General features: G+C 70.3%; 15 protein-coding genes. 5 read left to right on the top strand and 10 right to left on the bottom strand.

The genetic code is table 11. The features are described from left to right. Window positions 1-5: 5 nt before the first annotated feature. Together N8A90_RS17580 and N8A90_RS17575 are read left to right on the top strand one after the other, a co-directional pair. Entirely contained in the window at window positions 6-845 is an 840-nt protein-coding gene (locus N8A90_RS17580; RefSeq protein WP_262076277.1) for an ABC transporter ATP-binding protein, read from the top strand. Continuing rightward, a complete protein-coding gene (locus N8A90_RS17575) occupies window positions 817-1,551 on the top strand; it encodes a GntR family transcriptional regulator (protein WP_262076276.1) in 735 nt (244 codons plus the stop codon). Before N8A90_RS17580 ends, N8A90_RS17575 begins: the two co-directional genes overlap by 29 nt. Before the next feature lie 20 nt (window positions 1,552-1,571). Here N8A90_RS17575 and N8A90_RS17570 read toward each other — a convergent pair whose 3' ends face one another. After that, a complete protein-coding gene (locus N8A90_RS17570) occupies window positions 1,572-2,261 on the bottom strand; it encodes a histidine phosphatase family protein (RefSeq protein WP_262076275.1) in 690 nt (229 codons plus the stop codon). 59 nt (window positions 2,262-2,320) lie between these two features. Here N8A90_RS17570 and N8A90_RS17565 point away from each other — a divergent pair, with 59 nt between their 5' ends. Then, window positions 2,321-3,028, top strand: coding sequence for an alpha/beta fold hydrolase (locus N8A90_RS17565; RefSeq protein WP_262076273.1), 708 nt, complete (start codon window positions 2,321-2,323; stop codon window positions 3,026-3,028). Window positions 3,029-3,030: 2 nt separating this feature from the next. Here the strand turns inward: N8A90_RS17565 and N8A90_RS17560 are convergent, their stop codons facing one another. The 8 genes from N8A90_RS17560 to N8A90_RS17525 form a co-directional block, all read right to left on the bottom strand. After that, window positions 3,031-3,276 (bottom strand): hypothetical protein, encoded by a 246-nt coding sequence (locus N8A90_RS17560; RefSeq protein WP_262076272.1) that lies wholly within the window; start codon window positions 3,274-3,276, stop codon window positions 3,031-3,033. 162 nt (window positions 3,277-3,438) lie between these two features. After that, window positions 3,439-4,179, bottom strand: coding sequence for a 5-oxoprolinase subunit PxpA (gene pxpA / locus N8A90_RS17555; RefSeq protein WP_262076271.1), 741 nt, complete (start codon window positions 4,177-4,179; stop codon window positions 3,439-3,441). Between the two features lie 50 nt (window positions 4,180-4,229). Continuing rightward, complete coding sequence (locus N8A90_RS17550; protein ID WP_262076270.1) at window positions 4,230-5,264, bottom strand: biotin-dependent carboxyltransferase family protein; 1,035 nt, start codon at window positions 5,262-5,264, stop codon at window positions 4,230-4,232. A 144-nt stretch (window positions 5,265-5,408) separates the two neighbouring features. After that, window positions 5,409-6,062, bottom strand: a complete 654-nt coding sequence (pxpB, locus tag N8A90_RS17545) for a 5-oxoprolinase subunit PxpB (RefSeq protein ID WP_262076269.1) — start codon at window positions 6,060-6,062, stop codon at window positions 5,409-5,411. Further along, window positions 6,059-6,559: a pantetheine-phosphate adenylyltransferase gene (gene coaD, locus N8A90_RS17540; RefSeq protein WP_262076268.1), complete on the bottom strand. Its 501-nt coding sequence runs from the start codon at window positions 6,557-6,559 to the stop codon at window positions 6,059-6,061. The genes pxpB and coaD overlap by 4 nt, the downstream gene beginning before the upstream one ends. A 39-nt stretch (window positions 6,560-6,598) precedes the next feature. Next, on the bottom strand, window positions 6,599-7,240 hold the full coding sequence (locus N8A90_RS17535) for an RsmD family RNA methyltransferase (protein WP_262076267.1): 642 nt from the start codon (window positions 7,238-7,240) through the stop codon (window positions 6,599-6,601). A 37-nt stretch (window positions 7,241-7,277) separates the two neighbouring features. Further along, the gene (locus N8A90_RS17530) at window positions 7,278-8,624 is read right to left on the bottom strand and encodes a M16 family metallopeptidase (RefSeq protein WP_262076266.1); all 1,347 of its coding nucleotides are present in this window, start codon (window positions 8,622-8,624) and stop codon (window positions 7,278-7,280) included. A gap of 11 nt (window positions 8,625-8,635) precedes the next feature. Further along, on the bottom strand, window positions 8,636-10,099 hold the full coding sequence (locus N8A90_RS17525) for a M16 family metallopeptidase (RefSeq protein ID WP_262076264.1): 1,464 nt from the start codon (window positions 10,097-10,099) through the stop codon (window positions 8,636-8,638). A gap of 29 nt (window positions 10,100-10,128) precedes the next feature. Here N8A90_RS17525 and ftsY point away from each other — a divergent pair, with 29 nt between their 5' ends. Then, the gene (ftsY, locus tag N8A90_RS17520) at window positions 10,129-11,358 is read left to right on the top strand and encodes a signal recognition particle-docking protein FtsY (RefSeq protein ID WP_262076263.1); all 1,230 of its coding nucleotides are present in this window, start codon (window positions 10,129-10,131) and stop codon (window positions 11,356-11,358) included. On the opposite strand, the gene N8A90_RS17515 is transcribed toward ftsY, so the two are convergent. Continuing rightward, the gene (locus N8A90_RS17515) at window positions 11,359-11,748 is read right to left on the bottom strand and encodes an FHA domain-containing protein (protein ID WP_262076262.1); all 390 of its coding nucleotides are present in this window, start codon (window positions 11,746-11,748) and stop codon (window positions 11,359-11,361) included. Window positions 11,749-11,971: 223 nt separating this feature from the next. Here N8A90_RS17515 and rpoH point away from each other — a divergent pair, with 223 nt between their 5' ends. Then, the gene (gene rpoH / locus N8A90_RS17510) at window positions 11,972-12,916 is read left to right on the top strand and encodes an RNA polymerase sigma factor RpoH (RefSeq protein WP_262076261.1); all 945 of its coding nucleotides are present in this window, start codon (window positions 11,972-11,974) and stop codon (window positions 12,914-12,916) included. Window positions 12,917-13,033: the final 117 nt, after the last annotated feature.

Below are 13,033 nucleotides of genomic sequence, written 5' to 3'. Positions count from 1 at the left end.
ACGCGATGACCGACACACCCCGCGGCTGGCTGCAGCCGACGAGCATCGCCGCCGACCGGGACGCGAGCTACATCTCGGTGCAGGCCGCCCGCAAGACCTACACCACGCGCAACGGCGACGTGCACGCCGTGGAGCGCGCCGACTTCGACATCGACGCCGGCGACTTCGTCAGCCTGGTCGGCCCGAGCGGCTGCGGCAAGAGCACGCTGATGTCGATGATCGGCGGGCTCGAAACGCCCACCGCCGGCCGCATCACCGTCGGCGGCACGCCCATCACCGCGCCGCGGCGCGACTTCGGCTACGTCTTCCAGGACGCGACGCTGCTGCCGTGGAAGACGGTGTTCGACAACGTGCTGTTCCCCATCCGCACGCAGAAGCGCCCGGTGGCCGACTACCTCGGCGAGGCCGAGCGGCTGCTGAGGCTGACCGACCTCTGGGCCTTCCGCGACAAGCGGCCGGCCGAGCTGTCGGGCGGCATGCGCCAGCGCGTGGCAATCTGCCGCGGGCTCATCAACGACCCTCGCCTCTTGATGATGGACGAGCCCTTCTCCGCGCTCGACGCGATCACGCGCGACGACATGAACCTGATGCTCGCGCAGCTGTGGGACCAAGTGCACAAGACGGCGGTCTTCATCACGCACAGCATCCGCGAGGCGGTGTACCTGTCGGACCGGGTGCTGGTGATGAACGCACGGCCCTCGCGCATCGTGGCCGACATCCGCGTGCCCTTTGCGCGACCGCGCCGCGCCGAGATGCAGGAAGACCCGCTGTTCAACGAGATCTGCGGGTTCGTGCGCGACAAGATCCACGAAGGCCATGGCAGCCGTCAAGACGCCGCCATCTGAAGCCCCGCCCGCGGCCGAATCGCCGCTGCAGTCGATGGTGCGTGCGCGCCTCGGCGAGGCAGGCGGGCGGCTGTCCACCGACGACATCGTCCACCTGCTGCAGCAGGCCATCGTGCGCGGCCTCTTCGCGCCGGGCCAGGCGCTGCGGCAGGACGAGCTGGCGACGCTGTTCCACGTCAGCAAGATCCCGGTGCGCGAAGCGCTGCGCACGCTGGAGGCCAACGGCTTCGTCGAGCTGCTGCTCAACCGCGGCGCGCTGGTCAAGGCGCTGACGCTGGGCCAGCTGCGCGATGCCTTCGAGCTGCGCATGATGGTCGAGCCGCACCTGATGCGCACCGCGGCGCCACTGCTCACCGACGACGACCTCAACGAGGCCGACCGGCTGATCGCCGCGATGGACGACGCCGGCCACGCCTGGGCCTTCAGCGAACTCAACGGCCGCTTCCACGACCTGCTCTACCGCGCGGCCGACAAGCCGCTGTCGAAACAGATCCTCGCGATGCTGCAGGGCCACATCCAGCGCATGTCCTTCATGCAGCTGTCGCTGGCCGGCTTCAACCGCAGCTCGAACGAGGACCACCGGGCGATCGTCGCGGCCTGCCGGCGCGGCGATCCGGAGGCGGCCGCGCAGGCCGTGGCAGCGCATGTCGAAGGCGTGAAGGACATCGTGCTCGACCTGTACGCGCGGCACCACGCGCACGGCTGAAACGCAGGGCGGAAGGCGCGTCAGTCCTTCTTCAGATGCCGGCGCTGATCGTAGTTCGGCTGCGCCGGCAGGTCGACCAGGTGCCGTGCGTCGGCCCAGTCGATCACCTCGATGCGTGCCGGGTCGGCGGCGTCGGCGATGCGGATGCGATTGATGCCCGCGTTGGGGATGTCGCTCTGCCGCGGCCCGTTGAGGCCGAGCCCGCGCGCGGTGCGCCACACCATGTCGAGCACGCCGCCGTGCGTCACCACCAACAGGCGCTGACCCGCGTGCGCTGTGGCCAGCGCGCCGAGCGCGGCGAGGATGCGCGCGTGGAACTGCAGGGGCGACTCGCCCTCGGGCATGGCGTGGTCTTCGCGGAACTCCAGCCACTGCTCCCAGGCGCGCGGATGCAGCTCGCGGATCTCCTCGGCCTTCATGCCCTCCACCACGCCGAAGTGCTGCTCGCGCAGCGCCGCCTGCGTGACGATGGGCAGAGCGAGCTGCTGCGCCGCGGGCGTGGCCGTCTGCTGCGCGCGCATCAGGTCGCTGCTGAAGACCTGGTCGACCGCTTCGCCCGCCAGCCGCAGGCCGAGCCGACGTGCCTGCTCGTGGCCGGTGTCGTTGAGCGGGATGTCGACGTGGCCCTGGAAGCGCAGCTCGCGGTTCCAGTCGGTTTCACCGTGGCGGATCAGGATGAGTTCGGTGGGAGCGCAGGGGGGTGTGGTCATGGCTGGCGCTTATTGTCCCCGCATCGGCCGCTCTGCGGCCCATGCAAGACAATGGCGCCATGCCCCGACTCGTACTCTTGCCCGGCCTCGCCTGCGACGAGCGCCTCTGGCAGGCCCAGCGCCCTGCCCTTCCACCCCACCTCGACGTCCGCGTGGCCGACGTCCATGCGCGGCACGACCGCATCGAGAGCATGGCCGCGGCGGTGCTCGCCGAGAACGAGGGGCCGCTGATCCTCTGCGGCGCGTCGCTGGGCGGGATGATCGCCATGGAGGCCACGCGCCAGGCGCCGGAACGCATCGTCGGCCTCGCGCTGCTGGGCACCAATGCGCGTCCCGAAACGCCCGAGATGTTCCAGCTGCGCGAATCGGCCGTCGAACTCTTCGAGCGCGGCGAGGCGCGCGACGTGATCGAGTTCAACGCCGGCTTCGCCTTCCACCCGGCACAGGCGGCCGACAAGGCACTGATGCGGCGCTATGTCGAGATGGTGCTGCACGGCGGCGCCGCGCAGCTCATTCGCCAGAACCGCGCGGTGATGCAGCGGCCCGACGCACGCAAGCACCTGCCGGACATCCGCTGCCCGGTGCTGGTGCTGTGCGGCGATGCCGACCGCCTGACGCCGCCCGACTGCAGCAGCGAGATCGCGGCGCTGGTGCCGCACGCCAGGCTGCTGTGGATCGAACGCGCCGGCCACATGCTCACGATGGAGCAGCCCGCCGCGGTGAACGCGGCCCTGGTCGACTGGCTGCGCGAGCTGCAGCCCGCCTGAATTCACTCGTCGTGGTGCAGCCGGCCGACGCCGCGCGGCCCGTTGCGTCCGCCCAGCGCGCGCATGGCCGCGAAGCCCGCCAGCAGTGCATCGGCGTAGCTCGCATAGCCGCGCTCGGCGCTCTGCATCACGGTGTAGTTGGCGAAGACGCTCCGCTCGCCGGTGCCTTCGAGGATGACCCAGCCGAAGCTGCGGTCCGGCCGCTCGCGCACGCTCAGCGCGAGGTCTCGCAATTCGAGATGACCCATGTGACGACTCCCTGTCCGATTTTTATGGCGCACTTTTAGCCGCTGGGGGCGGGGCCACCAAGGGCAAAGGTCACGCTCGCGCGCGGCGCTTTTCCAGGGTCGGAAGCAGGTAGGCCCGCGGGCTGCGCGGGCGAGAAGAAAACCGCGGATGCGGCTTCGAACTTAGGCCGTTGCCATGACGGCGATGCCTTCGCGCTCGAGCGTCGAGCGGATGCGCCTTGCGAAGGCCAACGCATGCGCGCCGTCGCCGTGCAGGCACACGGACTGCGCGTTGACCGCGACGACGCTGCCGTCGATGGCCGTGACCTGGTGGTCGCGCACCAGCGACAGCGTCTGCGCCAGCGACTGCGCCTCGTCCTCGATCAGCGCGCCGGGCTGGCTGCGCGGCACCAGGCTGCCGTCGGGCATGTAGCCGCGGTCGGCGAACACCTCTTCGACCGGCTTGAGGCCGGCGCGTTCGGCGGCGCTGATCATGCCGCTGCCGGCCAGACCGAAGAAGCGCAGGCCGGGATCGAAGCGGCGCACCGCATCGACGATGGCGGCGGCCAGTTCGGGTTCCTTCACGGCCTGGTTGTAGAGCGCGCCGTGCGGCTTGACGTGCGCCAGCGTGCCGCCCTCGGCCTTGACGATCGCGGCCAGCGCGCCGATCTGGTAGAGCACGCCGGCCACGATCTCTTCGGGCGGCAGGTGCATGGTGCTGCGGCCGAAGTTCGCACGGTCGGGGAAGCTCGGGTGCGCGCCGATGGCGACGTGGTTGTCGATGGCCCAGCGCACGCACTGGCGCATGGTGCTGGCGTCGCCGGCGTGCCAGCCGCAGGCGATGTTGGCCGAGCTCACCAGCCTGAGCAATTCTTCGTCGCTGCCGGCGCCTTCGCCGAGGTCGGCGTTCAAGTCGATCTGCATGGGGTCACTCCTTCGTGGGGATTCTGCGATGCGGCCGAGGGGTCTGAAGCTCAGTCGGACGACACCGCGGGCTGCGGCGCCGCCGTGGGCGGCACGGGCCAGCCGCTGACGGCCAGGCCCTGCGTCATCTGCAGCAGGTGGCGCTGTTGCAAGGCCCAGGCCTGCAGCGCCTCGGCCGCGTCGACCTGCACCAGCCGCAGCATGCCGCCGAGCGGCGCCTGCGCCAGCTTCCAGAGATCGGCCCGGATCACCACGGCAATGCGCGGGTAGCCGCCGGTGGTCTGCGCGTCGCCCATCAGGATGATCGGCTGGCCGGACGGCGGCACCTGGATCGTGCCCGGGATGACGCCCGACGACAGCATGTCGCCGGCGCGCTTGCGCTCGAGCACCAGGCCTTCGAGCCGGCTGCCCATGCGGTTGCTCTGCGGCGTGATGCGCCAGGGCTCACGCGACATCGCGGCCAGCGAGGCCGGGGTGAAGAGGCCGGACTCGGGGCCCAGCATCACGCGCAACGGGATCGCCTCGCCGAAGTCGCGGACGTCGATCGCCCATTCGGGCGGGCGCACGCCGAAGCGGCGCCGTGCCAATTGCGCGCTGTTGAGCGCCGGCGCGCCGAGCGGCAGTCGATCGCCCTTCTTCAAGGCCCGGCCGGCCAGACCGCCGAAGCCGGCCTTCAGGTCGGTGCTGCGCGAGCCGAGCACCGGCGGCACGTCGATGCCACCTGCCACGGCCAGCCAGGTGCGCATACCCTTCTTGCCCGCCGCCACGTTGGCGCCGACCAGCTTCAGGGTCTGGCCGGCCTGCACCGGCACGCTCCAGCAGGGCCAGATCGGCATGCCGTCGAGTTGGGCACCGAAGTCGTCGCCCGCCAGCGCGATGCGCGTGGCGGTGTCGAAACGCAGTTCGCAGCCGCCCATGGTGAGTTCGAGGCCGGCCGCTTCGTCCGGGTTGCCCACCAGGCGGTTGGCCATGGTGAGCGCGAGCGTGTCGAGGGCGCCGCCGGGGCAGATGCCGCGCTGGCGGTGGCCGTGGCGGCCCAGGTCCTGGACCGAGGCGAGCATGCCAGGCTTGAGGACGACGATCATGTCAGTTATGCATAGCGCTGAGCGCCGTCCGCAGCCGATGAAGCTGGCGCGGCCAGAGGCCAGAGATACCGCGGAACCGGCTTCGCCGGGCCGCTGGTATCGCCCCCTTGAGGGGGAGGCGCCGCAGGCGCATCGGGGGTGGTTTCATGCGTGCACGCTTTCGACAACGAAGCGCACGCGGTCGCCCGGCCGCAGCAGGGTCGGCTCCGCGGCGGCGGGGTCGAACATCTCGAGCGAGGTCCGGCCGATCAGCTGCCAGCCGCCGGGCGAGACCAGCGGGTAGACGCCGGTCTGCGCGCCGCCGATGCCGACCGAACGGGCCGGCACCGCCACGCGCGGCTCGGCACGGCGCGGCGTCGCGAGTTCAGGCGCCAGCCCGCCCATGAAGGCGAAGCCGGGCAGGAAGCCGAGCAGGTAGACGACGTATTCGCCGGCGGCGTGGCGGCGCACCACCTCGGCGGGCGTGAAGCCGGTGTGCGCGGCGACATCGGCCAGGTCGGGGCCATGCTCGCCGCCATAGGCCACGGGGATCTCGATGGTGCGGCCTTCGATGGCCGCGGCCGCCAGCTGCGGCCAGGCCGCGAGCACCTGCATCTCGAGCTCGGCCGCGTCGATGCGGGCCGGGTCGAACATCAGCGTGAGGTTGTTCATGCCCGGCAGGGCTTCCTGCACGGCGGGCCACTGCAGGGCCTCGTTGGCCAGGGCCCAGATCTGCTGCTGCTGTGCGAGCGTTGCGGGCGGCGGCAGTTCGCACAGCAGCGCGGCGTCGCCCAGGGAATGGAGTCTGGGTGCAATCATTCGCGGCCGAGGCTGCGCACCTTGGCGACGAGCTTTTCCTGCACGAAGGGCGAGACGAACTTGTCGACCTCGCCACCGAGCATGGCGATCTCGCGGACGAAGGTGCTGGAGATGAACTGGTATTTGTCGCTGGGCGTGAGGAACACCGTCTCGACATCGGGCATCAGCGAGCGGTTCATGCCGGCGAGCTGGAACTCGTAGTCGAAGTCGGTCACGGCGCGCAGGCCGCGCACCATCGCCTTGCCGCCGCGCGCCACGACGAAGTCGCGCAGCAGGCCGGAGAAGCTCTCGACCACCACCTGGTCGCTGTAGGGCGCGACGGCTTCGCGCGCCATGTCGATGCGCTCCTGCAGCGAAAACAGTGTCTTCTTGTGGTGGCCCGCCGCGACCGCGACGACGACCTTGGAGAAAAGCTGGGTGGCGCGCCGAACCACGTCTTCGTGGCCCAGCGTCATGGGATCGAATGTGCCGGGATAGACCGCGATCACGCTGGACATAGGAGCTCCTTTCCGGCCGCAGCGGCCGGGGTCGGCGGATTATGCAGGGGCATGGACGAGGGGTCGAAGCAGGTGGGCATGCACGGCACCGGCCTTCAGGTGGCGCAAGCCGGCGAGCCCGAAGGCGGCGAGTTCGTCATCGGTCCAGAGGCGCGGCGCCTCGAGGTAGACCGCGCCGTCGGGGTGCAGCGCGCGGGCCGCGGCGCGCAGCGCGGGCTCGTAGAGCGCCGGGTTCTCGAAGGGCGGGTCGAGCAGCACCAGGTGCAGGCTGCCCGCCGGCACGCGCTCCAGTGCGGTCACGCCGTTGCCGCGCTCGATGCGCACGGCGTCGGCCGACAGCTTGGCCTTGGCCTTCTGCAGCTGCGCGATCAGGTCGGCGTCCTGCTCGCAGAGCAGCACCGCGGCGGCGCCGCGCGAGGCGGCCTCGAGCCCCAGCGCGCCGGTGCCGGCGAAGGCGTCGAGGCAGTGCCAGCCCGGCAGCTCGCCGCCGCCCGCGCCGGCCAGGCTGGCGAGCCAGTTGAACAGCGTCTCGCGCACGCGGTCGGGCGTGGGGCGCAGGCCCGGCTTGTCGGCCACGGGAAGGCGGGTGCGCTTCCATTGGCCGCCGATGATGCGGACTTCGTGCGGGCGCTTGTCGTGTTGCGGCGTCTTGGCCGGCGCTTTGGTGGGGACCTTCTTCATGCGCCGAGCTTAGCGTGCGGGCGTGCCCTCGTCGCCGTCAAGGCTTCGCGCCGACCACGACGGTCACCATGCGCTCGGGCTGCAGCTTGCGCGCGAAGGCGGCCTTGATGTCGGCCACGGTGACCGCGTTCATGCGCGCGGTCCAGGTGTCGAGGTAGTCCAGCGGCAGGTCGTTCCAGGCGATGTTCGAAACGTTGCCCAGCAGCTTGCGGTTGCTGTCGAGCAGCAGCGGGAAGCCGCCGATCAGGTTGTCCTTGGCGGCCTTGAGTTCGGCCTCGGTCGGGCCGTCGGCGACGAACTTGGCCAGCACCTCGCGCGACACCTTGACCGCCTCGTCGGCCTGGTCGGGCCGCGTCTGGAAGCCGATGCGGAAGGCGCCCGCGTGCAGGCCGGGCGAGAAGCCGCTGTAGATGCCGTAGACCAGGCCGCGCTTCTCGCGCACCTCGTTCATCAGGCGCGAGACGAAGCCGCCGCCGCCGAGGATGTAGTTGCCCAGGGTGAGCGCGAAGTGGTCCGGGTCCGTGCGCAGGTAGCCCGGCTGCCCGATGATGACGTGCGCCTGGGCCGACGCGAAGGGCACGCGCTCTTCCTTCGGTGCCGTGAGGGCGGCGATGGCGGGCACGGCCGGCAGCGGCTCGCAGCGGCCGTCCTGCGCGGGCAGGCGCGCCAGCAGCCGCGTGGCGATGGCATCGGCCTGCGCGCGCGTGACGGCGCCGACGATGCTGACCTTGGCGCGGCACGGCAGGATCAGCTGCGCATAACGCGTGCGCATCGTCTCGACGTCGATCTTCGCGAGCGTCTCCTCGGTCGTTTCCTGGCCGTAGGGATGCGTGCCGTAGACCGCTTGCGAGAAGGTGCGGGCGCTGATGGTGCCGGGCTTGGTGTTCGCCTCCTTCAGCGCGGCATCGATCTGCTCGCGCTCGCGCTGCCACACGTCGGCCGGGAACGAGGGCTCGCCGATCTCGCGCGCGGCCAGGGCCACGGCGCGGTCGAGCAGCGCCGGGTCGGACAGGGTGCGCAACGAAAAGCTGGTGCGCTCGGCACCGGCGCCCGCGCCGAAGCTCGCGCCCAGGTCGGCCCAGGCTTCGCCGAGCGCGTTCTCGTCGAGCGCCGGGCCGGCGTCGCTCGCGCGCACGCCCTTCTCGACCATGCCCGCGCTGGCGCTGGCCAGGCCGGCCTGTGCCGCCGGGTCGCGCCGGCTGCCGGCGTCGACGTCGATCTGCACGTCGACGATCGGCAGCGCGTCGGTGGCGGCGAGGTACACCTTGGCGCCGTTGGCGAGCGTCCAGTGCTGGATGGGGATGGCAGCCTGCGCGCTCAGCGCGGCCAGCAGGGCGGTGCTCGCGATGAGCGCACCGCCGGCGATCTTCTTCAGTGTCAGCATGGGGCGGTCTTTCAGCGCAGCGGTCCGGCGGGCGTGGCGAAGCCGCGCGGGCGCGGGTTCTTCTCGGGGGGCAGCGGACGCAGCGTCGCGACCGTGAGCTGGTCGTCGCCGAAGTACTTCGCGGCGACGGCCTGCACCTGCTCGGCCGTGACCTTCTGCAGTTGCGCGACGATGCGGGCGCTGGCGTCCAGCGGCAGGCCCTGCACCCAGTTGGCGCCGAGTTCGCGGCCCTGCGCCATCACCGAGTCGAGCTTGTAGGTCTGGCTGGCGACCCATTGCGTCTTCACGCGGGCCAGCTCGGCCGCGCCGACGCCGTCGCGGGCCACGCGGGCGACTTCGGCGCGCAGCGCGGCCTCGACCGCCTCGGGCGTCTTGCCGGCGGCCGGCACGCCATCGAGCTCGAAGAGCTGCGGCCCGCGGCCGGTGAGGCCGGCGTAGGAACCCGCTTCGTCGGCGACGCGATCCGGCCCCTGCGTCAGCGCACGGTCGAGCCGCGCGCCGGGGTAGCCGTCGAGCAGGGCCGACAGCACCACCAGCGCCCAGACGTCGCTGCCACCGTCGAGGCTTTCCAGCCGCGGCGCGCGGAAGGCGAGCGACACATAGGACTGCTCGGCCGGCGCCTTGAACTCGATGCGGCGGATGCCGCGCTGCACCGGCTCGGTCCGCGGCTTGCGCGTCGGAACGGCGCGGGCCGGGATGCGGCCGTAATATTTTTCGGCCAGGGCGCGCACGCGCTCGACGTCCACATCGCCCGCCACCACGATCGCCGCATTGGCCGGCACGTACCACTGGCGATGGAAGTTGCGCACGTCGTCGGCCGTCATGGCGTCGAGGTCGCTCATCCAGCCGACCACCGGGCGGTGATACGGCGACGCGACGAAGACGGCGGCGTTCTGCTGCTCGCCCAGCAGCGCGCGCGGCTGGTCTTCGGTGCGCATGCGGCGCTCTTCCTTGACCACCTCGATCTCGCGCTGAAACTCGACGTCGGGCCACTGGTTGTCGGCGAAGCGGTCGGCCTCGAGCTTCATCACGTCTTCCAGCTTGCCGTTCGGGATCTGCTGATAGAAGCCCGTGTAGTCGCGCGTGGTGAAGGCGTTCTCCTGCCCGCCCAGGGCCGCGACCCGGCGCGAGAACTCGCCCGGCTTGATGTGCTTCGTGCCCTTGAACATCATGTGTTCCAGGGCATGCGCCACGCCGGAGGTGCCGTCGACCTCGTCCATCGAGCCGACCCGCACCCACAGCATGTGGACCGCGGTGGGCGAGCGCCGGTCGGGCTGGACGATCAGCGTCATGCCGTTGGAGAGCGTGAACTGGCGCGCCTGCGTGGTGGCGCCGGGGACGGGCGCCCGGGCGTCGGTGGTGGGTGGGGTTGGCGTCTGGAGCGTTTGGGCCAGGGCGGGGAGCGTCCATGGCGCGACGAGCGCCAGGGCCAGCACCGCACCAGACGCTGTGCGGCGTGGCGAGGGGTGTTTCATAGAATGGGTCGGATTGTAAAAACCACCTGATGTTCAGTTTCTTCAAGAAAAAGCCGGCCGAGGCCGCCCCCCCACCGGTCGAAGCACCCAGCGCGCCTGCGCCAGCCGTCGAAGCGCCCGTGGCGCCGCCTCTGCCCAAGTCGATGTTCTCGCCGTCGAGCTGGTTCCGGAGCGAGGCGCCGCCGCCCGCACCGCCCCCGTCTGCGCCGCCCCCCGCCCTGCCGCCGGCGCCTGTGCCTGTGCCCGTGGCTTCGCCGCCACCGGCGCCGGTCGCGCCGCCCACGCCACCCGTCGCTGCGCCCGTGGCGGTGCCGGCGCCCGCGCCGCTTCCCGCCCCCGACATCGCCCCCGCCGCCCCCTCGCGCACCGGCTGGCTCGACAAGCTCAAGACCGGCCTGCGCAAGACCGGCACCGGCATCCAGGCGGTGTTCGTCAATGCGCAGATCGACGAAGCGCTGTATGAAGAACTCGAGGCCGCCCTGCTGATGGCCGACACCGGCGTGAAGGCGACCGAGTTCCTGCTCGATGACCTGCGCGGCCGTGTCAAACGGCAAATGGCGACCGATGCGCAGCAGGTGCGACGCCTGCTCGCCGAAGCCATCGCCGACCTGCTCCGGCCGCTGGAGAAGCCACTGGTGATCGGCCGGTACACACCGACCGTGATCATGGTGGCCGGCGTCAACGGCGCCGGCAAGACCACCTCGATCGGCAAGCTCACCAGGCATCTGGCGAACGAAGGCGCATCGGTGTTGCTGGCCGCGGCCGACACCTTCCGGGCGGCGGCGCGCGAGCAACTGCTGGTCTGGGCCGACCGCAACACGGTCGAGATCGTTAGCAACGAAGGCGGCGACCCGGCGTCGGTGAGCTTCGACGCGGTCAACGCCGGCAAGGCGCGCGGCAAGGATGTCGTGCTGGTCGACACCGCCGGCCGGCTGCCGACGCAGCTGCACCTGATGGACGAGCTCAAGAAGATCAAGCGCGTGGTCGCCAAGGCCGACGCCACCGCGCCGCACGAGGTGCTGCTGGTGATCGACGGCAACACCGGCCAGAACGCGCTGGCGCAGGTCAAGGCCTTCGACGAGACGCTGGGTCTGACCGGGCTGATCGTCACCAAGCTCGACGGCACGGCCAAGGGCGGCGTGCTGTGCGCCATCGCCCGCGAGCGGCCGATCCCGGTCTACTTCATCGGCGTGGGCGAGAAGCTGGAAGACCTCGAGACCTTCGACGCGCGCGAATTCGCGCAGGCCCTGCTCGGCTGATCAGCGGCGCGGGAAGATGGTGCGCGGGTAGGCGGTTTCGTCGAAGGGCGAGAAATCCGTCCGCGGCGCCAGGCTGAGCGGCGCGGCGCGTGGCGCAGGATTCGCCACCGAGAGGAAGCGCAGTTGCACGTCGCCGATCTCCAGCACGTCGCGGTTCTTCAGTTGATGGACGCCGATCTTGCGGCCGTTCACCAGCGTGCCGTTACTGCTGTGCAGGTCGGTGACCGTGACGGAGGTGCCGACGATGTCGATCGCCGCGTGGGCGCGGCTGACCAGGGGGCTGTCGAACACCAGGGTGTTCCGGTCGGTCCGCCCGAGGGTCGTCCGGCCCTCGGCCAGGCTGATCTGCCGGGGGGTCCCGGCCTTGGTCATGATGATGAGATATGGCATGGCTCGCTGGCTCCCTTGGCTGCTGAAAACGCCTCTGCGAGCGCTGGCCGCATTCTTCCGGAACAATCGATCCACAAAGCCTGTCAAACCATTTCCCGGCTTCAAAATGAATACTTTCGTGAACAATTCGACGCCCGCCTCGGCCGCCGTTTCTCGGGAACCCTTGGCTTAGCACTCTCTCTAACCGAGTGCTAATATGTCGATCAACAAAGGAGTTCCCCCAATGACAAGTCTGTCTGGAGCCTCTACGACCCATCAACTCGCCGTCGCCAACCCCTGGTCGATGGTGCCGCCGCTGGGCAACCTGGATGCCTACATTTCGGCCGCCAACCGCCTGCCGATGCTCACGCTCGAAGAAGAGCAGGGCTTCGCTCGCCGTCTGCGCGACCACAACGACCTCGAATCCGCCGGTGCGCTGGTGCTGTCGCACCTGCGCCTGGTCGTCTCGATCTCGCGCCAGTACCTGGGCTACGGGCTGCCGCACGGCGACCTGATCCAGGAGGGCAACATCGGCCTGATGAAGGCGGTGAAGCGCTTCGACCCCGACCAGGGCGTGCGGCTGGTGAGCTACGCCATGCACTGGATCAAGGCGGAGATCCACGAGTACATCCTGAAGAACTGGCGCATGGTCAAGGTCGCGACGACCAAGGCCCAGCGCAAGCTGTTCTTCAACCTGCGCTCGATGAAGCAGGGTTTCAAGGCCGACGATGCCGCCGCCGATGGCGATACGCACCGCGCGACGCTGACCGACAGCCAGGTCACGCAGATGGCCGAGAAGCTGAACGTCAAGCGGGAGGAAGTGCTCGAGATGGAAATGCGGCTCTCGGGCGGCGACGTGCTGCTCGACCCGAGCCCGTCCGACGACGGCGACGAGGCCTTCGGCCCGATCGCCTACCTGGCCGATGCCACACAGGAGCCGACGGCACAGCTGGAGTCGCGCCAGCGCGACCGGATGTCGAGCGACGGCATCTCGACCGCGCTCGAGGCGCTGGACGAGCGCAGCCGCCGCATCGTGGAAGAGCGCTGGCTCAAGGTCAACGACGACGGCTCGGGTGGCATGACGCTGCACGAACTGGCCGCCGACTACGGCGTCTCGGCCGAGCGCATCCGCCAGATCGAAGTCGCCGCGATGAAGAAGATGAAGAAGGCGCTGGCGGAATACGCCTGAGCCCGGTCTTCCTCCCAACGAAAAAAGCCCGGTGCACGCACCGGGCTTTTTTCATGGCGCTGACCCGTCCTACCCAGCGTTGACACCTCGACCTTGCAGAAAGGGCAGGTGTCATGG

The organism is Variovorax sp. N23 (assembly GCF_025486315.1).
Classification (GTDB): domain Bacteria; phylum Pseudomonadota; class Gammaproteobacteria; order Burkholderiales; family Burkholderiaceae_C; genus Variovorax.
Note: the sequence above shows the minus strand (reverse complement) of the source record. Positions and strands in the feature narration are given on the sequence as shown.